Origin of the sequence: Kitasatospora sp. NPDC051702 (assembly GCF_040681575.1) — a bacterium.
GTDB lineage: Bacteria > Actinomycetota > Actinomycetes > Streptomycetales > Streptomycetaceae > Kitasatospora.
This window is the reverse complement of the sequence record NZ_JBFAZB010000039.1, coordinates 52,222-75,892: the sequence shown is the minus strand read 5'-3', so window position 1 is coordinate 75,892 and position 23,671 is coordinate 52,222. Positions and strand designations below refer to the sequence as shown.

General features: G+C 75.0%; 18 protein-coding genes, 1 tRNA gene, 1 pseudogene and 1 riboswitch. Of the genes and pseudogenes, 5 read left to right on the top strand and 15 right to left on the bottom strand.

Annotated features, from left to right (window positions below; translation table 11 throughout):
• Nucleotides 1-165 precede the first annotated feature (165 nt).
• The 3 genes from AB0N04_RS27770 to AB0N04_RS27760 all read right to left on the bottom strand — a co-directional run bounded on the left by AB0N04_RS27770 (nt 166) and on the right by AB0N04_RS27760 (nt 4,184).
• Entirely contained in the window at nt 166-1,767 is a 1,602-nt protein-coding gene (locus AB0N04_RS27770) for a cellulose binding domain-containing protein (RefSeq protein ID WP_360218199.1), read from the bottom strand.
• A 276-nt stretch (nt 1,768-2,043) separates the two neighbouring features.
• Nucleotides 2,044-3,462 (bottom strand): HAMP domain-containing sensor histidine kinase, encoded by a 1,419-nt coding sequence (locus AB0N04_RS27765; protein WP_360218253.1) that lies wholly within the window; start codon nt 3,460-3,462, stop codon nt 2,044-2,046.
• A 17-nt stretch (nt 3,463-3,479) separates the two neighbouring features.
• Nucleotides 3,480-4,184 (bottom strand): response regulator transcription factor, encoded by a 705-nt coding sequence (locus tag AB0N04_RS27760; RefSeq protein WP_360218202.1) that lies wholly within the window; start codon nt 4,182-4,184, stop codon nt 3,480-3,482.
• Between the two features lie 132 nt (nt 4,185-4,316).
• Between AB0N04_RS27760 and AB0N04_RS27755 the strand changes: the two genes are divergently transcribed.
• Entirely contained in the window at nt 4,317-4,883 is a 567-nt protein-coding gene (locus tag AB0N04_RS27755) for a hypothetical protein (RefSeq protein WP_360218205.1), read from the top strand.
• A gap of 57 nt (nt 4,884-4,940) precedes the next feature.
• On the opposite strand, the gene AB0N04_RS27750 is transcribed toward AB0N04_RS27755, so the two are convergent.
• Entirely contained in the window at nt 4,941-5,471 is a 531-nt protein-coding gene (locus AB0N04_RS27750) for a VOC family protein (RefSeq protein ID WP_360218208.1), read from the bottom strand.
• Nucleotides 5,472-5,680: 209 nt separating this feature from the next.
• On the opposite strand from AB0N04_RS27750, the gene AB0N04_RS27745 reads away from it, so the two are divergent.
• Nucleotides 5,681-6,253, top strand: a complete 573-nt coding sequence (locus tag AB0N04_RS27745; RefSeq protein WP_360218211.1) for an Lrp/AsnC family transcriptional regulator — start codon at nt 5,681-5,683, stop codon at nt 6,251-6,253.
• A gap of 33 nt (nt 6,254-6,286) precedes the next feature.
• On the opposite strand, the gene AB0N04_RS27740 is transcribed toward AB0N04_RS27745, so the two are convergent.
• The 3 genes from AB0N04_RS27740 to AB0N04_RS27730 all read right to left on the bottom strand — a co-directional run bounded on the left by AB0N04_RS27740 (nt 6,287) and on the right by AB0N04_RS27730 (nt 10,012).
• On the bottom strand, nt 6,287-7,093 hold the full coding sequence (locus AB0N04_RS27740) for a S16 family serine protease (RefSeq protein WP_360218214.1): 807 nt from the start codon (nt 7,091-7,093) through the stop codon (nt 6,287-6,289).
• Nucleotides 7,094-7,120: 27 nt separating this feature from the next.
• Nucleotides 7,121-7,771 carry a helix-turn-helix domain-containing protein gene (locus AB0N04_RS27735; RefSeq protein ID WP_360218217.1) on the bottom strand — a complete coding sequence of 217 codons (651 nt, stop codon included), beginning with the start codon at nt 7,769-7,771 and terminating at the stop codon, nt 7,121-7,123.
• A gap of 408 nt (nt 7,772-8,179) precedes the next feature.
• Entirely contained in the window at nt 8,180-10,012 is a 1,833-nt protein-coding gene (locus AB0N04_RS27730; protein WP_360218256.1) for a DEAD/DEAH box helicase, read from the bottom strand.
• A 308-nt stretch (nt 10,013-10,320) separates the two neighbouring features.
• On the opposite strand from AB0N04_RS27730, the gene AB0N04_RS27725 reads away from it, so the two are divergent.
• Nucleotides 10,321-10,767 (top strand): SsgA family sporulation/cell division regulator, encoded by a 447-nt coding sequence (locus AB0N04_RS27725; RefSeq protein ID WP_360218220.1) that lies wholly within the window; start codon nt 10,321-10,323, stop codon nt 10,765-10,767.
• A gap of 56 nt (nt 10,768-10,823) precedes the next feature.
• Here the strand turns inward: AB0N04_RS27725 and AB0N04_RS27720 are convergent, their stop codons facing one another.
• From AB0N04_RS27720 to AB0N04_RS27710, 3 genes are read right to left on the bottom strand one after another with little or no spacing between them, the layout of a single operon-like run.
• Entirely contained in the window at nt 10,824-13,361 is a 2,538-nt protein-coding gene (locus tag AB0N04_RS27720; protein WP_360218223.1) for a DUF2156 domain-containing protein, read from the bottom strand.
• Nucleotides 13,361-14,677, bottom strand: a complete 1,317-nt coding sequence (locus AB0N04_RS27715) for an alpha/beta hydrolase-fold protein (protein ID WP_360218226.1) — start codon at nt 14,675-14,677, stop codon at nt 13,361-13,363. The genes AB0N04_RS27720 and AB0N04_RS27715 overlap by 1 nt, the downstream gene beginning before the upstream one ends.
• Nucleotides 14,674-15,318, bottom strand: a complete 645-nt coding sequence (locus AB0N04_RS27710) for a class F sortase (protein ID WP_360218229.1) — start codon at nt 15,316-15,318, stop codon at nt 14,674-14,676. The genes AB0N04_RS27715 and AB0N04_RS27710 overlap by 4 nt, the downstream gene beginning before the upstream one ends.
• A gap of 414 nt (nt 15,319-15,732) precedes the next feature.
• Between AB0N04_RS27710 and AB0N04_RS27705 the strand changes: the two genes are divergently transcribed.
• Nucleotides 15,733-17,055: a hypothetical protein gene (locus AB0N04_RS27705; protein WP_360218232.1), complete on the top strand. Its 1,323-nt coding sequence runs from the start codon at nt 15,733-15,735 to the stop codon at nt 17,053-17,055.
• 3 nt (nt 17,056-17,058) lie between these two features.
• On the opposite strand, the gene AB0N04_RS27700 is transcribed toward AB0N04_RS27705, so the two are convergent.
• On the bottom strand, nt 17,059-18,495 hold the full coding sequence (locus tag AB0N04_RS27700; protein WP_360218235.1) for an MFS transporter: 1,437 nt from the start codon (nt 18,493-18,495) through the stop codon (nt 17,059-17,061).
• Between the two features lie 109 nt (nt 18,496-18,604).
• Complete coding sequence (locus tag AB0N04_RS27695; protein ID WP_360218238.1) at nt 18,605-18,919, bottom strand: SMR family transporter; 315 nt, start codon at nt 18,917-18,919, stop codon at nt 18,605-18,607.
• Nucleotides 18,920-18,963: 44 nt separating this feature from the next.
• Nucleotides 18,964-19,029: riboswitch (guanidine-III (ykkC-III) riboswitch) on the bottom strand.
• A 97-nt stretch (nt 19,030-19,126) separates the two neighbouring features.
• Here AB0N04_RS27695 and AB0N04_RS27690 point away from each other — a divergent pair.
• Nucleotides 19,127-19,198: transfer RNA gene (locus tag AB0N04_RS27690), tRNA-Cys, on the top strand.
• A gap of 63 nt (nt 19,199-19,261) precedes the next feature.
• Here AB0N04_RS27690 and AB0N04_RS27685 read toward each other — a convergent pair.
• The 3 genes and pseudogenes from AB0N04_RS27685 to AB0N04_RS27675 all read right to left on the bottom strand — a co-directional run bounded on the left by AB0N04_RS27685 (nt 19,262) and on the right by AB0N04_RS27675 (nt 23,615).
• Nucleotides 19,262-21,589 carry a xanthine dehydrogenase family protein molybdopterin-binding subunit gene (locus AB0N04_RS27685; protein ID WP_360218241.1) on the bottom strand — a complete coding sequence of 776 codons (2,328 nt, stop codon included), beginning with the start codon at nt 21,587-21,589 and terminating at the stop codon, nt 19,262-19,264.
• Between the two features lie 635 nt (nt 21,590-22,224).
• Nucleotides 22,225-22,671 (bottom strand): annotated as a pseudogene (locus AB0N04_RS27680) ((2Fe-2S)-binding protein); the annotation flags it as partial.
• 77 nt (nt 22,672-22,748) lie between these two features.
• Nucleotides 22,749-23,615: an FAD binding domain-containing protein gene (locus AB0N04_RS27675; protein ID WP_360218259.1), complete on the bottom strand. Its 867-nt coding sequence runs from the start codon at nt 23,613-23,615 to the stop codon at nt 22,749-22,751.
• Nucleotides 23,616-23,671 lie beyond the last annotated feature (56 nt).

Below are 23,671 nucleotides of genomic sequence, written 5' to 3'. Positions count from 1 at the left end.
TGCGGGGCGGCCCGGCCTGGGCAGGATCGGTGACTCAGCGTGACGAAGCGACCCGGCCGGCCGCGCTCCGTTGCGGGCGGAGCACGGACGGCCGGGTCCGGGAGGGGAGGTCGGTCACGCCGGTCCGGGGCCCGGGCGGGGCCCCGGACGGCGCCGGGGGTGCGGTCAGCCCGTGTAGGCGCCCAGGGCCCGGGTGAAGTCCAGCGGCTGCTGGACGATGCTGCTGCAGGTGGCGTCGGCGTAGGCCTTGGCGCCGCCCTCGCAGGCCTTGTCCCGGGTGCCGGACCACATGGCCAGCCAGGCGAGGTGCTTGCTGCCGGCGAACTCGGCGAGCTGCTTGGCGTCGGCGACGGTGAAGACCTCGCTGGCGACGTCGTTGACGCCGATCATCGGGGTCACCGCGACCTTGCGCCAGGCGGCCGCGTCGTCCAGCCCGAGCACGCTCTTGACCTGGGCCTGGGTGGCGGTGGCCGCGGCGATCGCGTACTTGCCCATCTGGCCCTGCGGGTTCGGGGCGACGCCGTCGCCGAAGTCCATGGCCATGATGTTGACCGCGCCGACCGCGACACCGTTCTTCTTGGCGTCGGCGATCAGGTTGACGCCCTCCTGGGTCAGGCCGGAGGGCAGCGCGGGCAGGGTGAAGGAGACGTCGAGGGCCTTGCCCTTGGCGGCCGCGTTCTTCTGCAGCTGGGCGACGGCCTGGGCCCGGCGGGTGTTGGCGGCGGTGTCGGCGATCGCGCCGCCCTCGACGTCGAAGTCGACCTTGGTCAGGCCGTAGGCGTCGACGGTCTTCTGGTAGGCGGCGGTCAGGTCGGCGGTGGAGCCGCAGGCGAGGGCCAGCTCGCTGCCGTTGGCGCCGCCGAAGGAGACCCGGACGTCGCCGCCGATCGCCCGCAGCGCGCCGATCTGGGCGGCCACCGCGTCGGCGGACAGGTCGCTGACCCCGCCCCACTTGGGCACGCAGCCGCCGCCGGAGACCACGAAGGCCAGGTTGACGTTCCTGACGCCGGTCGCCTTGGCGGTGGCGACCAGGTCGTACGGCGGGTAGAGCGAGGTGTCGACGTACGGGGCGAAGCCGGCCCCGGCGGCCGGGGGTACGGGCACACCGGTCGCCGTGGGGGTGGCGGTCGGGGTGGGGGTCGGCGCCGGGGTGGTCGGCTTCGCCGTGGCGGTCGGGCTGGGCTTTCCGGTCGGGCCGGCCGTCGCCGTGGGGGTGGCGGTGGCCGTGCGGGTGGCGGTGGCGGTCGCGGTCGGCGCGGGGGTGGGCGTCGAGGTCGCGGTGGGACGGCCGGAGGGCGTGGGTGCCGGGCCGTCCCCGCCCTTGCAGGAGGTGTTGTTGATGAGGCAGTTCGCCGGCTCGGTCTGTGCGGCGCCGGCGCCCTGGGCGACGAAGCCGACCACCACGCTCCTGCCGGGCTCCAGCCGCTTGCTCCACGCCTCCGGCCTGACGGTGACGTGCTGGCCGGCGGCGGTGAAGGTGGCGTTCCAGAGCGAGTCGATCTTCGCGCCGGCCGGGAGGTCGAAGCTGAGCGTCCAGTCCTCGATCGGGTGGCTGTCCGGGTTGGTGACCAGGTACTGGCCGGTGTAGCCGGCGTCCCAGCTGCTGGTGCGGCTGTAGACGGCGCCGAGCGAGGCGGCGCTGGCCGAGGAGGCGAGGACCACCACGCCGCCGGCGACCAGTGCGGCGGCGACCGCCGAGGCCCCGATGATCGTGCCCTTGCGGCTGCGCCGGCGGCGGCCTCGGCGGCTGTCGGGCTGGGTCGTCATGGCGCGTTACCTCCGCGGGTGCCTTGCGGTCGGCCGCCGTCCGGACGCGGGTGCGTACGGACTTCCGGGCGGCCGGCCCGGCTCGGTCGGGCGACCGGCGGGACCGACGCTAGCGGCGGGCCGGGGCCCGAACCGGCGGGCTGAGCGAGGGGTAGTGCTCCCTTAGGGCGGGCTTAAGGAAGAGCCGTCCGCGGGCCGCCCGCGCGGGCCGGTCCACACACCGCCCCCGCGGCGGGCGCGCAGCATCCCCACGGCAGCTCCCCGGCTGCCGCACCGTCACCGCTGGAACAGCGCCCCCCGGTTGCGCCGCCGGGCGGGCCGCGCCTGCGCCGTGTGGTCCGGGCGGCTCAGCAGCCGCAGCCGGATCTCCGCGCCCCCGAGCACGGCCGAGCGGCCGAGCGCCAGGTCGCCGCCGGTGGACTCGGTGAGCTTGCGGACGATGTCCAGGCCGAGGCCGGTGGAGCCGTCGCCGCCGTGGCCCGCGCCGCGCTCGAGGGCGGCGGCCGGGTCACTGAACCCGGGGCCGGCGTCGCCGACCAGCACGATGACCGAGCTGTCGGTGGCGAGCACGTCGACGGAGAAGGCGGTGCCGACGGCGGTGTGCCGGAAGACGTTGCCGAGCAGCGCGTCGACGGCGGCGGCGAGGTCGGCGCGCTGGATCGGGACGGGTGCCGCCCGGTCGGCGCCGGCGAGTTGCCAGCGGCGTCCCTCGTCCTCGGCCAGGGCGGACCAGAACCCGACCCGCTCGCGGATCACCTCGGCGACGTCGCAGCCGACGGCCACGGCGGGCGCGTCTTCGGGGGCGCGGCGGGCCGAGCGGATGATCTGGTCGACCTCGCGCTCCAGTTGGGAGACCGCGTGCCGGGTGGCGTCGGCGGCGTCGCCCTCGCCGAGGGAGGCGGCGTTGAGCCGCAGCACGGTCAGCGGGGTGCGCAGCCGGTGGGACAGGTCGGCGGCCAGTTCCCTTTCGGCGGCGAGGAGTTGGACGACCCGGTCGGCCATCGTGTTGAACGCGTGGGCGGCCTCGCGCAGTTCCTCGGGGCTGCCGGCCGCCTGCCGGCCGTCCACCGGGACGCGGACGGCGAGGTTGCCCGCGCCGAGCGAGCGGGCGGCGCCGGCCAGCCGGCGGGCGGAGGCGACGATCCGGGTGCCCATCCGGTCGGCGACCAGGACGGCGATGGCGACGAGGGCGAGCGCGACCCCGGAGAGCACCAGCCAGGCGGTGGAGACGCCCCGGGTGAGGTCGCCGTCGGCGACGAACACCTCGACCACGGCGGTGCGCCCGGTGTCCACCGCGACCGGCTGGAGCAGCGCGTACCCGCCGGGCACCTCGACGGTGAAGGAGCGGCCCTGCCCGCCGGCGGTGGACACGTCTCCGGCGGCGGCCCGGGCCTCGCCGATGGTGGGGCCGCCGGGGCCGCCCACCCCGGGCGGTGCGGCGGCGGCCGTCGGGGCGGGCAGGTGGACGGCCATCCGGCCCTGCCCGCCGGCGTCGGTGCTGGCCAGGGCGCGGTTGATGGCGTCCTGGTCGGTGGTGATGGCGAGGGCCGGGCCGAGTGCGGCGGCCTGCCGCTCGGCGGCGGTGAACGCCCGGTCCCGGGCGGTCTGCTGGACCATCAGGCCGAGCGGGATGAGGAAGGCCAGCGCGACCATGGTGGTCCCGGCGACGGCGGCCTTGATCAGGGCCCAGCGCAGCGAGCGTCCGAACCGCCTCATGTCCGGTGCTCCGCGGGGCCCCCGGAGGGCTCCAGCCGGACGCCGACGCCCCGGACGGTGTGCAGGTAGCGGGGGTTGGAGGCGGTCTCGCCGAGTTTGCGGCGCAGCCAGGAGAGGTGGACGTCGATGGTCTGGTCGCCGCCGTAGGTCTGCTGCCAGACCTCGGCGAGGATCTCCTTGCGCGGCACGACCACGCCGGGCCGCCCGGCGAGGAAGGCCAGCAGGTCGAACTCACGGCGGGTCAGGTCGAGCGCCCGCCCGTCCAGCGCGGCCTCCCGCCGCTGCAGGTCGATGGCGAGTCCGCCGACCCGCAGCACCTGGGCGGCGGGGGCGGCGCCGCCGCCGAGCCTGCGCAGCACGGCGGCCATCCGAGCGCTGAGGTGTTCTCCGGAGAAAGGTTTCACCAGGTAGTCGTCGGCGCCGTCGTTGAGCAGCCGGACGATCTCCGCCTCGTCGTCCCGGGCGGTGCAGATGATCACCGGCACGTTGGTCAGGCCCCGGATCATCTTGAGCGCCTCGCTGCCGTCCAGATCCGGCAGGCCCAGATCGAGGATCACCAGGTCGCAGCCGACCTGGGCGACCTCCCGCAGCGCCTCGAGTGCCGTGCCCACACTGCGGACCGCATGACCGGTGTCGGTCAGGTGCCGGATGAGGGCGGAACGTACGAAGGGGTCGTCCTCGACCACGAGCACTGTTGCCATGGCCCTGCACGGTACGCCATCGGCGGTCAGTGGTCTGTACCTCGGGGTGGCCCCGGACACCGGGCAACTCCCCCGGGGGACACCAGGGGTGCCCGCCCGCACCGGCCCGGAGTACGGCAGGATGAGCGGACGATGCGGAACGGACTGGTACAGCTCGGCGCCTGGGCGGCGGCCACCGGGGCGGCGGTGGCGCTGTCCTGGTTCGGCGTGCACGCGGTGCTGACCGGCGCCGCGTTCGAGCAGCCGACGGCGCTGCCGCTGCCCTCGCCGACGGCCGACGGCACGCCGTTCACCGCGACCGTCACCCCGGACCCGGGCCACCCGGGCACCCCGACCGGGACGCCCGCCCCGCCGGCCTCCCCGACCGCCGCCGGCACCGGCCCGACGCACGGCCCGGCCCCCGTCGCCACCACGGCGGCCACCCCCGCCGGGGCCCCGTCGGCCACCCGCCGGCCCACGCCCGCCACGACCCCCACGTCGTCGGTGAAGAGCTACCCGGTGCCGGGCGGCAAGGTCGCCCTGGACATCCGCCCGGACAAGGCCTCGCTGGTCTCCGCCACCCCGGATCCGGGCTGGCAGATGCAGGTCTGGAACGGCGACCAGTGGATGCGGATCGACTTCACCAAGGGCGAGCAGGCCAACTCGGTCTTCGTCTACTGGAACGGGCACCCGCCCGTGGTGGAGACGGCGGTCCGCTGAACCCGCCGCACCGGGCCCCGTCGGACCCGCCGGGCCCCGTCCGGGCTCACCGGGCCCTCACCAGGCCTCGAACGGAAGGTAGCCGGGCAGGTACGGCCCGCCGTAGCGGGACCGGTCGACCAGCGTGTGCCTCGTCCCGCCGGGCACCCCGATGGTCGCCAGCACCACCGTGCCGAAGCGGTCCCGCGCCTCGTACGGCTCGGCGAGCGACAGCGCGCCCCGGTCCACCGCGTAGTCGTAGGCGTAGTACACGTCGGGCACGCTCACCGAGAGGTCCAGCACGCCGTCCCCGTGCCGGGCCAGGTACCCGGCCAGCTCCCGCCCGCGCGGGCCGATCACCTGGACCAGCGAGGTGAGCACGATCCGCGTGCCGGGTGCGCTCAGCACGTAGGAGACCGTCTCCGGCTCCCCGGTCTCCGGCCCGGCGTAGGCGGTACATCGCAGTCCGAGTGCGGCGGCGTAGCGGTGGGCGGCCCGCTCGGCGTCGCCGACCGCGAAGACCACCGCGTCGGCGCGGCCCGTCGGGAGGGGGTCGGTCTCCCCCGGGCCGGCGGTGAGCAGGACGGGTTCGGCGGCGGTCTCGGTCATGTCGGCCCTCCCGGTAGGCGTACGGGACCACGTGGACCACGTGGGGCCCGCGCGCCGGGGTGGGGCCCGGCGCACGGGGTCGTGGCTGGAGGGTGGCGCCGAGCCGACCTGCGCGCAACTGTTCCGTTTCCTCCTGGTCAAGCTGTGCGCCGGGGCGGGAGAATCGGCGGCGCCGCTGTACAGAATGCCCATCGGAGGACGGAGCCGCGATGCCCCCCGCCCACTCCCCGAGCTCCTCAGGCTCGCCCAACTCCCCCGCCCCGCAAGGCGCTTCGGCCGGCGCCGGCCCCGGAGCGGGGCCGGGTGGCGGGAACGACGCGATCGACGCGCTGGACGGCCGGCTGATCCGGCTGCTGGCGGAGGAGCCCCGGATCGGGGTGCTGGAGTGCTCTCGCCGACTCCAGGTCGCCCGCGGCACCGTGCAGGCCAGGCTCGACCGGCTGCAGGCCAAGGGGGTGATCGGCGGCTTCGGCCCGGAGGTGGACCCGGCCGCCCTCGGCTACCCGGTGACGGCCTTCGCGACCCTGGAGATCTCGCAGGGCCAGGGCGCCGACGTGCGCGCCCACCTGGCGAGCGTGCCGGAGGTGCTGGAGCTGCACACGATCACCGGGGCCGGGGACATGATGGTGCGGATCGTGGCCCGCTCCAACGCCGACCTGCAGCGGGTGATCGACCGCGTGGTGGGCTTCGACGGGATCGTCCGCTCGTCCACCGCGATCGCCCTGGAGAACCCGGTGCCGTACCGCATCCTGCCGCTGGTGGACCAGGCCGCGGCCGAGTAGGCCGGCCCGGGGCGCCTCCGGAGCCCCGCCGCGTCAGCAGCCGGGGACGCTCCCCCCGCTCTTCAGCGCCTCCAGCGCCGAGACCGCCTCGCCGAGCGTGCCGACCGGCACCAGCCGCAGCCCCGCTGGGGTGTTCACCTTGGCGTCCGCGCACTCGTCCTTGGGCAGCAGGAACACGGTCGCGCCGTCCCGGGCGGCCGCCTGCGTCTTCAGCGGGACGCCGCCGACCGCGCCGACGACGCCCTGGTCGTCGATGGTCCCGGTGCCCGCGATCTTGAGCCCGCCGGTGAGGTCGCCGCCCTTGCCGTCGCCGGCGAGCTTGTCGACGATGCCCAGGGCCAGCATCTGGCCGGCGCTCGGGCCGCCCACGTCACCCAGGTCGATCTTGACCTTCACCTGGTCCGGTGAGAGGTGGAGGTAGTCCAGCGCCGCGGTGGTGGCGCTGTCCTGCGACTCGGCCATCTGCTGGGCGGTCACCTGCTCGGCCTTGGCCGGGTCGCCCTGCGGGTAGACGGTGTCGGTCGGGCGCACCGCCTCGTCCCGGTCGAACCAGGCCTGCAGGGCGCGCCGGAACGTCGTCTCCTCGCCCGGGTTGGTGGCCGAGATGGTGACCATCCGCAGCTCGCCCTCGGTGGTGCGCAGCGGCGCCCCGGTGATGGTGATCACGGGCTTGCCCTGGTAGGTGCCGAGGGTGTCCGCGGTCAGCCCGGGCCAGGTGAGCGTGTACGGCAGCGGGACGAAGGCCGCCACGCCGAACAGCGCGGTGACCAGCAGGCCGCAGAGCGCGAGCGCGCGGGTGCGCGGGGAGGTCAGGGCCTCGGGGAGCTTGGTGTCGGACACAAGGGGAATCCAAACACACCTCGGCCGCTACCTCAGTGCGTCGGCCACCTCGGTCGCGGCCTCGACGACCCGGGGGCCGACCCGTTCGGGCACCAGCCCGTTGAGCATCACCACGCCGACGCTGCCCTCGATCCCGCTCAGCCCGAGCAGCGCGGCGGCCGCGCCGCACGCCCCCGACTGCTCCTCCGCGCGGGTGATGACGAAGCCCTGCTCCGGCCGTCGCTGGCTGGGGAAGGTGCGCGCCTCCAGGATCGCCCGGCCGGCGGCGCTCTCGCCGAGCGGGTGGCGCAGCCCGGTGCGGTAGGCGACGTGGAAGTCCGTCCAGCTCGGTTCGACCACGGCCACGGCCAGCGCCTCACTGCCGTCCACCAGGGTCAGGTGGGCGGTGGCACCGAGGTCCTCGGCCAGGCTGCGCAGGGCCGGCAGCGCGGCCTCGCGCAGCAGCGGGTGCACCCGGTGGGCCAGCCGCAGCACCCCGAGGCCGACCCGGGCGCGGCCGCCGATGTCCCGGCGGACCAGGCCGTGCTGCTCCAGGGTGGCCAGCAGCCGGTAGACGACGGTGCGGTTGACGGCCAGCCGCGCCGCCAGCTCGGTGACGGTGAGGCCGCGCTCGGAGTCGGCGAGCAGTTTGAGGACCCGGACGCCACGGTCCAGGGTCTGGGAGGTCTCGGCAGTCACGACGGGCATCCTTTCCGCGACGCTCGCGGGGCGGGCGACGCCGGTACGGGTTCGGTGTCGCGCGCAGGTGGGGGTGGCCGCGCTGGGACCGTACGTCGTCGCCCTTGACGTGCGTACGGTCCTGCGGCGCCCGTCCCGTGGGGGGTTGCCCGGCGGTAGAGCGTGGGGGAAAGGTAGTGAAGGAAATGTCGCGGCGGAAGTGGTTGTCCAAAATTCGGGCGTGATCGACATCAACGGCGCCGCCAAATCAGGACAGAACCCACCATTTCGCAGCCCCCGTCAGGGCATGTGTTCGACCCCGGTCCGAAGTCCGGACAGTTCGGGACAGAGGGGACCGCGGGCCCGCCGCGGCGGCCCGCCCCCCGGACGGCCGCCGCGGCACCGGCTGCGCGACGGCCGCCCGGCCGGCTACTTCGCCCACTCACGGATCTTGGCGATCCGCGCCTTCAGCTGGTTGGCGGTGGCCTGGGCGGTGAGCGGCCCGCCGCACTGGCGCCGCAGCTCGTTGTGGACGGTGCCGTGCGGCTGGCTGGTGCGGTGGTGCCAGGCGGCGACCAGCGCGTTCAGCTCCTTGCGCAGCTCCCGCAGCTCCTGGTGGGTGACCACCGGCCGCTGCTCGGCCGGCAGCTCCAGCAGGTCGGCCTCCTCGGCCGGCTTGCCCTTGCTGCGCTGGATCTGGCGGTGCTGGCGCTTCTGCAGCAGCATCTGCACCTGGTCCGGCTCCAGCAGGCCCGGGATGCCGAGGTAGTCGTCCTCCTCCTCGCTCCCCGGGTGGGCCTGCATGCCGAACTCCATGGCGTTGTACAGCACCCGGTCGAAGACCGCGTCGGAGCCGATCGCCTCGTAGGAGAACTCCTCGCCGCCCGCGCCGTCCGGCCCGTCGTTGGCCCGCTCGGCCTCGGCGAGCAGCCGGTCCTCCTCGTCGAAGAGGCCGTCGCCCTCCTTCTTCGGCCGGTCCAGGACGTGGTCGCGCTGCAGCTCCATCTCGTTGGCGAAGCCCAGCAGCATCGGGATCGTCGGTAGGAACACCGAGGCCGTCTCGCCGCGCTTGCGGGCGCGCACGAAGCGGCCGACGGCCTGGGCGAAGAACAGCGGGGTGGAGATCGAGGTGGCGTACACCCCGACGCACAGCCGCGGCACGTCGACGCCCTCGGACACCATGCGGACCGCGACCATCCAGCGGGACGTCCCGGCCGAGTAGTCGGAGATCCGCTTGGACGCCTCGGCCTCGTCGGACAGGACCAGGGTGACCTTCTCGCCGCTGATCTCGCGCAGCAGCTTGGCGTACGCCCTGGCCACGGTCTGGTCGGTGGCGATCACCAGGCCGCCGGCGTCCGGGATCGCCTTGCGGACCTCGGTGAGACGGCGGTCGGCGGCCTGCAGCACGCTCGGGATCCACTCGCCCTGCGGGGCCAGCGCGGTGCGCCAGGCCTGGGCGATCAGGTCCTTGGTCATCGGCTCGCCGAGCCGGGCCTCCAGCTCGTCGCCCGACTTGGTGCGCCAGCGCATGTTGCCGCTGTAACTGAGGAAGATCACCGGCCGGACGACGTGGTCGGCGAGCGCGTGCCCGTAGCCGTAGGTGTAGTCGGCGACGGACTTGCGCAGGCCGTCGGCGCCCGCCTCGTACTGGACGAAGGGGATCGGGTTGGTGTCCGAGCGGAACGGCGTCCCGGTCAGCGCCAGCCGGCGGGTGGCCGGCTCGAAGGCCTCGAAGCAGGCCTCGCCCCAGGACTTGGAGTCACCGGCGTGGTGGATCTCGTCCATGATCACGAGGGTCTTGCGCGCCTCGGTCCGGTTGCGGTGCAGCATCGGGTTCACGCCGACGCCCGCGTACGTCACCACGATGCCCTGGTAGTCCCGGGAGAGCGGGCCGGAGGAGTAGGCCGGGTCGAGCCGGATGCCTATCCGTGCGGCGGCCTCGGCCCACTGCTTCTTGAGGTGCTCGGTCGGCGCGACGACCGTCACCTGCTGCACCAGGTGGTTGTGCAGGAGGTACGAGGCGAGGGTGAGCGCGAAGGTGGTCTTACCGGCGCCCGGGGTGGCGACCGCGAGGAAGTCGCGCGGCTGCGTCTCGATGTAGCGGTCCAGCGCACCCTGCTGCCAGGCCCGCAGCTTGCCCGCGGTGCCCCAGGGGGCGCGGCCGGGGAAGGCCGGGGAGAGGTGGTGCGAGGCGGCGGTGGCGGCGTGGCCGCCGGTCCGGGCGGGGGCCTGCGGCTCCGGGGCGTCGGAGAACAGCGGCATCGAGGAGGCGGCGGCAGTACTCACGGTCTCCGAGGGGGATCATCGCAGGTCAGAGGCGGTTCTACGGCCCCGTCCCGCGGTCGGGCGGCGATCGGACAACCGGTCCAGCGTACCGGTTGGGCGCTGTTCGAGCGTTCAGCCGGGGCCTCGCGCCGGGCCCTGGCGGCCGGAAATCGACGTGACACGGATCACACCGTCGCGGCGCCCGAACCGGGTAATCACCGCCCGTCCCGGGACTCCCACCAGTGCGAGGCCGCCCCAACCCTCCCCGTGCCGACCGGCCTCGCACCGACCCGAAGGGACCTGCCGTGCACACCGCCGCCGAAGAGACCGTCCAAGCCCGTCTGATCCTCTCCGCCCACCGCTCGGTGCGGCTGCGGGTGGTCCTGACCTACCTGCCGGCGGACCCGTTCGCGGTCCGGATGGCCTTCCCCGCCGAGTTCTCCCTGGACGACCCGGCGGCCGACGGCGCCGGCCCGGGCGAACCCGGCGGGGAGGACGTCGTCTGGGTCTTCGCCCGGCAGCTGCTCTCGGCCGGCCTGGAGCTGCCGGCGGGCGTCGGCGACGTCCACGTCCGCCCCGCGTCCGGCCGGCGCACCATGGTCGAGCTGCGGGCGCCGGAGGGCACCGCGCTGATCCGCTTCGACACCGCCGACCTGCGGCGCTTCCTGTGGCACAGCCGGCTGCTCGTCCCCGAGGGCGAGGAGCACCTGCACCTGGACGCCGACCGCGCCCTCGCCGAGCTGCTCGGCTGAGCCCGGGCCCGCGCGGAGCCGACGGCCGGCTCCGCGGGCCCGGCCCGGCCGCCGGCTCAGCCCGACAGCCGCCGCATCAGCCGCACCCCCTGCGCCGGCGTCAGGTGCGGCAGGTACGCCTTGCCGATCGCCCGGGTGATGCCCGGCAGCGCGGCGGGGTCGGGGTACGCCATGTACATCGGCCGGTACTCCGGCTGGAACTTCGACTTGAACGCGAGCAGCGAGCGGAAGCCGTACACCGGCTCCAGCACCCGGCCCATCCAGTCCAGCATCCGCTGCAGGCCGGTGGGTCCCTCGCCCTGCCCGGAGCGGGCCAGCGGCGCGCCGGACAGCGAGAGGAAGCGCGCGCCCTCCTCCTTGAAGCCCAGTGCGGCCGAGGCGATCAGGAACTCGTTGACGCCGCGGAAGCCGTCCGAGCGGCGGCGCATGAAGTCCAGCGTCCAGCCGACCGGCACGCCGTTCTCGTACACCGGCATCCAGCTGGTCAGCCCGTGCACGACGCGCTGCTCGTCCACCGCGATCAGCACCCGCACGTCCGGGTCGTCCAGCTCCTCCAGCCCGCCCAGCGTGAAGCCCATCTCGGGCAGGCCCTTCTCGGAGACCCACTCCTCGGAGATCTCGCGGATCTGGTCCCGCAGCGCCCTCGGCGCCTCGTGGTAGGCCCACCACTCGGCGGTGATGCCCTGCTTGCCGGCCTTGTTCAGCGCCGTCCGGATGTCCTGCCACTTGCGGCCGGTGAAGGCCAGCTCGGGCAGCGCGACCACGGTGTCCTCGGCGACCTGCACCGAGCGCCAGCCGAGCTGTGCGGCGGCCGACCGGGTCTGCGGGGAGACGCTGTAGAAGCACGGGGTCCAGCCGCGGGCGTCGCAGAACCGGGCGAAGCCCGCCACCGCCCGCTCCCGGGCCTCCGGTTCTCCGAACGGGTCGCCGGTGGTCAGCGCCACGGTGCCGCGCACCCGGTAGGCGACCGCCGCCCGGCCCTCCTCGTCGAACCAGTAGTGGTTGCCGTCCCAGGTGGTGATGAAGGAGAGCGTCCCGCCGCCGTACGCGGTGAGCAGCGCCCGGGCCCGGGCGGACGCGTCCGCGTCGGTGTGCAGGACCGGCCGGCGGAAGGCCACCAGCAGCGCGCTCAGCGTGACCACCCAGAACGCCAGCCCGGAGTACGTCTCCAGCAGGAGCGCCACCCGGCCGACCGCTATCGGGTAGTCCGGCGTGAGGTCGTTGTACGCGGGCGGCAGGAACAGCGCCGGCAGCCCGTGCAGCAGGCGGCGCAGGTTCGCCCCCGGCTCGAACTGGTCGGCCACCAGCACCCCCACGCCCGCGTAGGCGGCGCAGGCGGCCAGCGCGGCGCCGCCGATCACCGACCCGAGCCGGCGCACCGCCCGGCCGGCCAGCCGCATCCGGAAGCGCTGGCGGGTGGCCAGCAGCAGTCCGAGGGTGAGCAGCGGCAGCAGCAGCGCCTCGACGAAGTACTGGATCACGTCGCCGCTGTCCGGCCCGGAGTCCAGGTACAGCCAGCCCAGCAGCCCGGCCCAGAGCAGCTCGGTGGCGACGGTGATCCGCCAGGCCAGCCGCAGGCCGCGGCGCAGCCCCTCGGCGAGCACCAGCAGCAGGGCCGGGAACAGGGCGGCCATCAGTCGGCCGGGGGTGTCGAAGATCCGCTCGACGGCGTGCGCGCGGGCGCAGTCGTGCGCCGACACCGCGCAGAAGTCGGCGACCTCCTCGGGGCTGAGGCGGTGCGACAGGTACAGCTCGGAGAAGGTGTTGAACGGCCCGGTGGCGTTGTCGTACAGCGAGGCGATCAGCGGCCCGAAGGCGGCGGCGACCAGGCAGAGCGCGATCAGCACCCGGGTCTCGGAGTGCGAGGAGCGGTGCGTGCGCAGGTGCTGCCGGCCCCGGTTGAGCAGGGCGCCCGCGCCGAGTCCGACGAGCGCGGCGGCGCACCGCTGGACGCTCTGCAGGTGGCCCACGTACAGCGTCATGACCAGCGGGACGAGCAGCACCAGCAGGTGCAGCCGGCGGCGCCAGAGCACGGTGAGCCGGTAGCCGAGCACCGCGGCGAGCGCGAACAGCCCGACGCCGGGGCCGACGGCGGTCTGGTCGGCCACCGAGGCGGTCCACTGCTCACCGGCCCGGGAGCCGACCGCGACCAGCCCGGCGCCCAGCAGGGTGCCCACCAGCTGCCCGGCGACCAGCACCGCGAGCGTCCGGGCCCGGCCGAGCCGGTGCTCGGCCGCCGGGCCGACCAGGAGCAGCAGCAGGCTGGTGAACACGTAGGAGCCGGCGCCGGAGCACCAGAACAGCGAGCTGAACGGGGTCCACCAGTGGCCCTCGGCGAGGGTGGGCAACCCCACCCCGACCCGGGCGAGCAGCCGCTCGGACGGCCCGTGCGCCAGGCTGCCGGTGGCCGCGCCGACCGCCCAGAGCCCGGCCAGCAGGGCCAGGGTCAGCGGTGCCGAGCGCAACCGGCCGCCGAAGGCCGCCGCGGCCCGGCGCAGCCGCTGCGGGCGCGGGTCGGGCGTGCCGGCGACGGGCGCGCGGTCCCGCGGCCACTCGCGCTCCTCGGCCGGCGCCGGGGCCGCCAGGAGCCGCATCACCGGATCAGCCCGGTCTGCTGGGAGAGCCAGGTCAGGTTCTGCTCGAAGGCCTGCCGGAAGACCACCCAGCTGTGCCAGCCGGGGATGGTCTGGTAGGCGACGTCCATGCCGGCGGCCTGGGCGGCCGCGAAGGCCTTCTCCTGCATCGGGCGGAAGTCCGGGTCGTTGGCGCCGACCACGAACCGGCCGGCGGTGTCGGGGAACTTCTTCCGCGCCATCAGGTGCAGCGGGTCGACGGCGTCGAAGGCGGCCTCGTCGCCGCCGAAGGCCTTGTCGACGGTCTCGCCGCGGCTGCCCAGGGTCGGCTCGTCCTGCCCGGAGATGTCCAGGAAGCTGCCGTAGACGTCGGGGGCGTTGACGGCGAGCTGGAGCGAGCAGGTGCCGCCGAGCGAGAGCCCGCCGATGGCGAAGGCGGTGCGGCCGGTGGCGGTCTGCAGGTTCCGGTGGATCCAGTCCGGGACGTCCTCGGCCAGGTAGGTGTGCGCCTTGGCGATCCGGGAGTCCATGCAGAGCGTGTTGGTGATGGGGCTGCCGGTGGGGTCGGCGACCACCACGATCGGGGCGAGGCCCTGGTGCGCGGCGGCGAAGGCGTCCAGGGTGTCCCGGATGGCGCCGGAGTTGACCCAGTCCTCCGGGGCACCGGGCTGGCCGGGCAGCAGCACCACGACGGGCAGCAGCGGGCGGGGGGTGGCCTGGTAGGCGGGCGGCAGGTAGACGTAGCCGCCGCGGGCCTTGAAGCCGGACTTGGCGCCGGGGATGGTCACCCCGGAGAGGGTGCCCTTGGCGGGCAGGCCGGCGGGCGCGTGCCACTGCTCCTCGACGGGCCGGCCTGGCGAGGCGGCGACCGTGCTGGCCGTCCTCCCGGTGGTGAGCGCCTCGATCTCGGGCGCCAGCATGGCCCGGGCGGTGGGGTACTGGTCGAAGCCCCGGTTGACCTGGGAGGCGGCCATCAGCAGGACCAGCACGGCACCGCCGGCCGCCAGCAGCCGCCGGCGGGTGGCGAGCAGCGGGGCGCGGAGCAGGAGCAGGCACACCGCGAACAGCGCGACGGCTATCCAGCGCATCACGAAGTCCGGAGTGCCCTCCGGGAAGGGGTGCCACCAGCCGTCGACGGCGATCTTCACCAGGGCGGTGAGCGCGGCGGCCAGCAGCAGGGCGCCCAGCAGGCGCGGGGCCCGCCAGCGCTCGTGGCGGGAGAACGCGAGCAGGACCAGCGCGCCCCAGCCGGCGGAGAGCACGGCGTACGGGACGGGGCCGTGGGTGAGCGGCCAGTCGATCGGGTTCCAGCGGGTGGCGAGGGTCAGCGTGGTCATGCGGCTTTGCCCGGCCGGGTGGTGTCGGCCAGGAAGCCGTAGGCGACGACGTTGCCCTCGTAGCCGTGCTCCTCGCTGTACGCGCCGCCGCAGGTGATCACCCGCAGCTGTGCGTCGGCGGCCTGGCGGTACACCCGGTCGTCCGGGAAGTCCTTTCGGTCGTGCACTTCGATGGCGTAGAGCTGGTAGACGGCGGTGGCGCCGTCGGCGCGGGCGATCTCGATCCGGTCGCCGCGGTGGAGCGCCCCCAGGTGGTAGAAGACGGCCGGGCCGGCCTTGGTGTCGACGTGCCCGGCCAGGATGGCGGTGCCGCGCTGCCCGGGGCTGGCGCCGCCGCGGTACCAGCCCGCCAGGTTGCGGTCGGCCTCGGACGGGGCTTCGAGGTGCCCGTCGGGGCCGACGCCCAGCGCGGTGACGGGGGCGTCCAGCCGGACGGACGGGATGCGGATCCGGGTCGGGGCGGACGGGCCGAGCGGCGGTACGACGGAGACCGGGGCGAAGCCGGAGAGGGCCTGTCCGACGCCGGGTGCGGGCGGCAGGGCGCCCGGTCCGCCGTCGTGCAGCAGCCAGGCACCGAGCACCAGCGCGGCACCGGCCGCCAGGGTGCCCGGCCACGGGCTCCTGCTCTGCTGGACGCCCACGGGCGCTCCCCTCTGCCGACGGAATCCCGATTCCTGGGAGTTTCCTGGGAACAATTGAAGCGGATCGGACCCTAATGCACGTCCATACGATGGTCGTACCGACACCCGCCGATCGGCAGGGACGGCGGCCCGGCGCCTGCGCCGAGTGGACGCCGGATCACGGAGCGCGACAGCGGCGTCCCGCGCCGGGCACCCCGCCGCTCGCGCGTCAACGCGCCCGGCAAGAGCTTCGACGTGGACGGGACCGGACTGGTTGCGTCAATCGAGCGATCGATTGAGACCGTCCGTGGTGCCTCTCCGACCGATCACGCCCACATGCCATGCTGACCCGGTCACGGGTTGTATCACCCCACTTGTCCGACCGGACTTTCGCGCGCCTGAACGCCCGCCGAACGCCTCATGAACGGAGTGACCATGGAAGCCCTCTCCCGCCGCACCCTGCTGGCCGCCGGTGCGGCCACCGCCGCGGCCCTGGCCGCCGGCTGCGGCAGCAACGGCGCGGGCGGCGGCGAGCGGGCGACGGGACCGGCCGTACCCGCCCCCGGCGAGGCCGTCGAGCAGACCGCCACCCCCGCCCCGGCCCCCAAGCCGCAGGCCGCCCTGATCGGCGACGGATCCACCTCCGACACCGGCGCCCAGCCCCGCCAGCCGGTGCCCGAGCGGCTCCGGGCCGGCGAGCGCCCGCCGCAGTTCGTGGTCTTCTCCTGGGACGGCGCCGGCGAACTCGACAACGGGCTGTTCGCCCGCTTCCGCCGGCTGGCGCAGGAGCACAACGCGTCGATGACCTTCTTCCTCAGCGGCCTCTACCTGCTGCCCGAGTCCAAGAAGGACCTCTACCGCCCGCCGCAGCACAAGGTCGGCGCCTCAGACATCGGCTACCTCAGCGACCAGCACATCCACGACACCCTGGAGAACCTGCACGCGGCCTGGCTGGAGGGCCACGAGATCGGCACCCACTTCAACGGCCACTTCTGCGGCTCCACCGGCGTCGGCAAGTGGTCCCCCGAGGAGTGGGACAGCGAGATCCAGCAGGCGATGGACTTCGTCACCAACTGGCGCACCAACACCGGCTTCACCGACCTCCCGGCGCTGCCCTTCGACTACCGCAAGGAGCTGATCGGCAGCCGCACCCCCTGCCTGGAGGGCCAGCGCAACCTGCTGCCCACCGCCGTCAAGCGCGGCTGGCGCTACGACAGCAGCGGCAACGGCACCCAGGTCTGGCCGCAGCGGATCCAGGGCGGGGCCCTGTGGGACCTCCCGCTGCAGTCCATCCCCTTCCCCGGGCACACCTTCCAGGTGCTCTCGATGGACTACAACATCATGTACAACCAGTGCGGCCCCAACACCAAGGCCGACCCGGCGCTCTACCCGGGCTTCCAGGCCCAGGCCCGCGACGCCTACCTGATGGGCTTCGACCGCACCTACCGCAGCAACCGCGCGCCGTACATCATCGGCAACCACTTCGAGGAGTGGAACGGCGGCATCTACATGAACGCCGTCGAGGACGCCCTCAAGGTCATCGCGGGCAAGCCGGAGGTCCGGCTGGTGTCGTTCCGCCAACTGGTGGACTGGCTGGAGGCCCAGGACCCGGCGGTGCTGCGCAAGCTGCAGGGCCTCGCCCCCGGCCAGTCGCCGACCGGCGGGTGGGAGGCCTTCCTGGGCACCCCGGCGGCGCCGCCGGCGAGCTCCTCGGCGACCGCCACCGACAGCGCCACCGCCACCGCCACCGCCGGCTGACCGTCAGGCCCGGCGCACCCGGCCGGAGACCAGCGCACCCAGCAGGGCCACCCCGGCCATGGTCAGGAAGATCACCGTGAAGGCGCCGGCCGAGCCGGTGGACCCGGCCCCCTCGTGGGCGGCGGCCAGCGAGCCGCCGCCCAGGGCCGCGAACAGCACCCCGGCCAGACCCACCAGCAGCACGTTGCCCAGCGCGTCGCTCATCTGCAGCGAGGCCGAGTTGGCCCCCGCGTCCTCCGGCGCGGACAGCTTCATCATCAGCACGCTCACGCTGGCGACCGTCAGGCCCATCCCGATCCCGCCGACGCCCCAGGCGACCGCCGCCACCCAGGCCGGCACCGCCGGGACCAGCACCAGCGCCGCGCCCGCGATCGCCACCGCGGTCAGCACGAACCCGCCCCGGATCATCGCCTCGCGGTAGCGCTCCGCCCCCGGCCGCCCCTGCAGCCACGAGCCCAGCGCCCAGGAGAGCCCGCCGCTGGTCAGCGTGAGCCCGGCCAGCGTCGGGGACAGCCCGCGCTGGGTGACCATCATCAGCGGGATGAACGCCTCGGCCGCGAAGAACGCCCCCGCGGCCACGCCGCGCAGCAGGATCACCGTCGGCAGGCCGCGCCCGGCCCGCAGCGTCCCGGTGGGCAGCAGGCCCAGCACGGCGGGCAGCAGCAGCGCGGCACCGGCCGCCGCCGGGAGCAGCCCGAGCAGGTCGAGCCGCTGGCCGGCGTACTGCAGCAGGCCCGCCCCGACCGCCGCCATCGCGGCCAGTACGGTGCGCCGGCGGTCGAAGTCCGCGCCCTTCGCCACCGGGTGCTCCCGCTCGGAGCGGGCCAGCGCCGGGCCCATCACGGCCAGCGGCAGCAGGATCAGCACGGGCACCGCCAGGAACACCCAGCGCCAGCCCAGGTGCTGGGTGACCGCCCCGGAGACCACCGGGCCGACGATCGAGGGCAGCACCCAGGCCGAGGAGAAGGCCGCGAACACGGACGGCCGCAGCCGCTCCGGGTAGGCCCGGCCGACCACCACGTACAGGGCGACGATCACCAGGCCGCCGCCCAGCCCCTGGACCGCCCGCCCGGCCACGAACAGCCACATCCCCGGCGCCGCGCCGGCCACCACCAGGCCGGCGCCGAACACCGCGATGCCGGTGAACAGCGGCTGCAGCGGGCCGCGCCGGTCGCACCACTGGCCCGAGACGACCAGGGCGAACAGCGTGGTGGTGAAGTAGCCGGAGAAGGCGAAGGCGTAGAGCCCGAGGCCGTCGAGCTGGCGGGCCGCCACCGGCATCGCGGTGTTGACGGCCGTCGCCTCGAAGGCGAGCAGCAGGACCACCGAGACGATCCCCAGCGTCAGCGCCCGGTAGCGGCCGCTGAGGACCCCGCCGCCGGGGTCGTCGTCGAGGGGTACGGGCGCGGGGTCGACCGAGGTGGGGGAGGCAGTGGTCATACGTAACATCGTAAGGGCCGTCCGCCTGGGTGACCCCTGACTCCGGTCGCTGACCGGATCCGCCGCAGGACCTAGGACCCGCCGCCCGGCACGGCCCGGGACCACCGCGTCAGTGCAGCGCCTTGAGGCCCACCACGCCGGAGACGATCAGCAGCAGGCAGCCGATCCGGGCCGCGGTCACCGCGTCCCCCAGGACGGCCATGCCGTAAAGCGCGGTGCCGACCGCGCCGATGCCGACCCACACCGCGTACCCGGTGCCGATCGGGATGGTGCGCATCGCGTACGCCAGCCCGCCCATGCTCAGCAGCAGGGCGACGCCGAAGACGAGGCTGGGGACGAGCCGGGAGAAGCCCTTGGACGATTCCAGGGCGACCGCCCACACGGTCTCCAGGACACCCGAGACGATCAGAACGAGCCAAGCCATGACGGCCGTACCTCCGCAGTCCACAGCGGCCGGATTGCCGCTGAACTGCGCCGTCTTGTCGTCACCGGGTACGACGCGCTCGTCCGGGGTGGCCGGAGCCCGACCACCTGTCTCCGACCGTAGCACGGGCCGCCGCCGGAGTTGCCATGCAGAATTTACATTCGGCCGTTGACGGTCCGTCGCGGAATCCGCCACCATGAATTCACTGGCCGTGTGCCCGAGTGGCTTAGGGAACCGTCTGCAAAGCGGTACACGCGGGTTCGATTCCCGCCATGGCCTCGAAAAGGAATTGCCGGTCGGCTTTCGCGCCGACCGGCAATTCCCGTTTCCGGGAATTCCCGGTCAGCCCGCGATCGCGTCCTCGGGGCGGATCGGCAGCCGGCCGACCGGCAGGCCGGTGGCGGCGCGGACGGCCGCCGCGACGGCCGCCGGGGCCACCACCGCGGGCACCGCGCTGACCGCCTTCGCGCCGAAGGTCGCCACCACGTCCCGCTCCTCCAGCAGGGCGGCGATCCGCACCTCCGGGGTGTCCAGGGCGGTGGGCAGCCGGTAGCCGGTGAGCGAGGGGTTCTGCAGCACCCCGCCCTCGGTGCGCAGGTCCTCCAGCAGCGCCAGGCCGACGCCCTGTGCCACCCCGGCCTCGATCCGGTCCTCGATCTGCCGCGGGTTCAGCGCCCGGCCGACGTCCTGCGCGACCGTCATCTCGACCACCCGGACGGCGCCCAGCTCGATGTCCACGTCCACCACCGCGCGCATCGCGCAGAAGGCGATGGAGACGAAGGCGTCGCCCTGCCCGTTCTCGTCCAGCGGCTCGGTCGGGTGCGGGCGGCACTGCGCGGTGGCCCACAGCTCCTTGCCCTCCAGCGCCTCGGCGACCGGCATGCCGAGCACCCCGTCGTACGAGGTGATCTTGCCGTCGGCGATCTGCAGCAGCTCCGCGGACATCCCGAAGTTGGCGGCGATCGGCTGCAGCAGCTGGTGGCGGACCATCAGCGCGGCGCGCTCCACCGCGCCGCCGGAGACCCAGGTGTGCCGGCCCCGGGCGGACGGCCCGGCGATCGACTGGTCGCTGTCGGCCGGCGCGATGTAGACCTCGCTGACGCCCAGCACGCTCTGCACGATCTGCCGCGCCAGGGTGGCGAAGCCCTGCCCGGAGTCGACGGCCGCGCAGATCACCGTGGCGTGGTCACCGCTGACCCGCACCGTGGCGGTGGAGACCTCGTCCTCGCCCTCGGCCCCGAGCATGTGCACCATGCCGACCGCGTAGCCGATCCCGCGCCGCACCGCGGCCGGGTCGCCGGCGCCGCCGGGCCCGCCCGGCAGCAGCCACTCGGCGTCCGGGTCGTCCACCGGCAGGGCCGGCAGCGGCTCGGCCGCGACGGCCTCCAGCAGCGCGCCCACCGGCGCGGGGCAGGTGACGGCCTGCCCGGTGGGCATCGGGTCCCCGGTGGACATCGCGTTGCGGCGGCGGATCTCCACCGGGTCCACGCCGATCCGGGCGGCCAGCTGGTCCAGCTGCGACTCGTGGGCGAAGCAGGCCTGCAGCGCGCCCTCGCCGCGCATCCGCCCGGCCGGCGGGTTGTTGGTGCGCACCGCCCAGGCGTCCACGAAGACGTTCGGGCAGACGTACGGGCCGACCGAGAAGGCCGTGGCGGCCGCCAGCGCCTCGGCGGAGACGTCCGCGTACGCGCCGCCGTCCAGCAGGATCTGCGCCTCGACCTTGACCAGCCGGCCCTCGGCGTCGGCGTGGTGGCGGTAGCGCAGCAGCGCGGGGTGGCGCGAGGTGTGGGTGTGGAAGGACTCCTCGCGGGTGAGGGTCATCTTCACCGGGCGGCCGGTGCGCAGCGCCAGCAGCGCCAGGGTGACCTGGAACGAGAGGTCCTCGCGGTCGGTGGTGGCGCCGGGCACCCCGGTGACCACCAGCCGGACCCGGTCGGGCTCCAGGCCCAGGCAGGCCGCGGTGCGGTCGCGGTCGCCGTGCGGGTCGGTGGAGGACAGGTGCAGCTCGACGCCGCCGTCCGGGCGCGGCACGGCGAGCCCGGCCTCGGCGCCGAGCGGCGCCGGGTCCTGCCGGCCGACCTGGTAGAGGCCCTCGACGATGACCTCGCCGGCCGCCTCCGGGTCCCCGGTGCGCAGCGGCAGGTGGCGGAACAGGTTGCCGTCCGGGTGCAGCGGCGGGGCGGTGAAGGCCTGCTCGGGGTCGGTGACGGCCTCCAGCGGCTCGTAGTCGACCGTGATCAGACCGACCGCGAGCCGGGCGGTGTCCGGGTGGTCGGCCGCCACCGCGGCGATCGGCTCGCCGTGGTGGCGCACCACGCCCGCGGCCAGCACCGGCCGGTCGGCGAGGATCGGGCCGGCCGGGGCGCCGTCCGGGGTGCCGTCCGGGCCGGGCGGCAGGTCGGCGGCGGTGACCACGGCGTGCACGCCGGGCAGCGCCAGCGCGGCCGAGGTGTCGATGCCGCGGATCCTGGCGTGCGGGTGCGGCGAGCGCAGCACGGCGCCCCAGAGCAGCCCCTCGGCCCAGAGGTCGGCCGCGTACGGGAAGATGCCGAGCGCCTTGGGCAGCGCGTCGCTGCGCAGCGGTGAGCTGCCCAGGCCGAACGGCTCCGGTGCGCCGCCCTCGCCGCCGTCCTGCTGGAGTGCTGCGCCGATGTCGGTAGGCGACGTCATGATGCGTGGTCGTCCTCGGGGAGCCGGATGCCGTGGGCGGGGGTGGCGCCGTACGGGACGCCGGCCTGGGCGCCGTCGTCGGCCGGGGCGCCGTGCGGGGGCGCGGGGACGTACGGGGTGCCGTGCGGCGGCGTGCCGTCGAAGGCGGCGCCGGGCAGCGGCGTGCCGTGCGCGGGGGTGGGCTGGTAGACCGGGGCGTCGTACCCGGTGTCGTAGCCGTTCTGCTGCGGGTAGCCGTCCGCGGGGTAGCCGCCGTCCGGGTAGACGCCGTGGACGGGCGTCCCGTGCGCGGGGGTGGGCTGGTACGGCTGCTCGGGGTAGCCCTGCTGCGGGTAGTAGACCTGGTCGTCGGCGGCCTGGGCGGGGATGCCCTGGACCGGCGTCAGGACGGCGGTGTCGTACACGCCGGTGTCGTAGCCGCCCTGGCCGTCGCCGTACGGCCCGCCCCCGGCCGGGGCCTCCTCGACGGGCGGCTGCGGGACGTGCTCGATCCACGCGTCGGCGTCGGTGTAGACCGGCGGGTCGGCGACCGGCTCGGGTTCGGCGGCCGGCGCCGGGGCGGCCGTCCCGTCGGCGGGCTGGTCGGCGAGCGCCGCCTCCTCCGCCTCCTCGGCCTCCAGGGCGCGCGCGTCGGCGATGCTCTGGACGGCGGCCAGCACGCCCCGGTAGCCGGTGCAGCGGCAGAGGTTGCCGCAGAGCGCCTGCCGGGCCTCGACCTCGGTGGGCCGGTGGTTGCGCTGGAGCAGGTCGTGGACCGCCATCGCCATGCCCGGGGTGCAGTAGCCGCACTGCACTGCGCCGGACTCGGCCAGCGCCTGCTGGACGTCGCTGGCGCCGCCGGCGGCCGACAGGCCCTCGACGGTGTTGATCTCGCTGTCCGCGGCCAGTGCGGCGGGCACCAGGCAGCCGGCCACCAGCTGGCCGTCCACCTGCACCGAGCAGGCCCCGCACTCGCCCTGTTCGCAGCCGTCCTTGGCGCCGGCCAGGCCGAGCCGCTCGCGCAGCACGTAGAGCAGGCTCTCACCGATCCAGGCGTCGGTGACGGGCCGTTCGAAACCGTTGACCCGCAACGTGTAGGAGGCGCACGGGCGCAGCTCGCGGCTGACCTGCGGGGTGAGGCCGAGCGGGTCGGCGTCGAGGGTCTCGATGGGGTCTGTGCTCACTTCAGCGCCCTTCCCAGTGCCCGTCGGGCCAGCACCGATACGGTACGCCGTAGCCGAACGGCGGCCGCGCTCGGCCCCTCGGTCACGGCCTCCCAGGCGCCCTCGGCGCCGTAGGTGTCGGGGACGCAGGCGGCGGCCACGTACTCGCCAAAGGCGGCGGTGGCGGCCGGGTCGATCTCCCGGCTGCCGTCCCAGTCGATGCAGCCGGCGACCCAGGCCTCGGCCTCCAGCGGGCGCAGCGGCACCGGGGCGACGGCGCCGACCGCGCAGCGCACGGCGCGCCGGGCCGGGTCGAGCACGAGGGCGACGGAGGCGGTGGCGCGGGCCGGGCCGCTGCGGCCGGTGGCCTTGAGGAAGACCTGCGGCGCGTGCAGCAGCGGGACCCGCACCCAGGTGAGCAGTTCGCCGGGGCGCACCGGGTCGAGCCCGGTGAGCAGGTGGCTGACCGGCACCTCGCGGCTGCCGCCGGCCCGGGCCAGGGTGACGCTGGCCTCCAGGGCGGCGAGCACCGGGAGGGTGTCGCCGGCCGGGGCGGCGGTGACGATGTTGCCGCCGAGGGTGCCGACGTTGCGGACCTGCGGCGGGCCGGCGGTGCGGGCGGCGTCGGCGAGCGCGGGGATGAGCGCGGCGAAGTCGGGGCGGTCCATCCGGGCGTGGGTGAGTCCGGCGCCGAGGACCGCGGTGCCGCCGTCCTCGTAGCGCCAGCCGCGCAGTTCGGTGATCCGGCCGAGCCCGACCAGGGCGGCGGGGCGCAGCCGTCCGGCGTTGACGGCCTCCATCAGGTCGGTGGCTCCGGCCACCGGTACCGCGGCCGGGGCGGCGGCCAGCGCGTCGACGGCCTCGTCGAGGGAGGCCGGCAGCATGATCGTCCGGTTCACCTGGGTCCCACCGTGCTCCACTTGCTCATCGATCGCCTGCC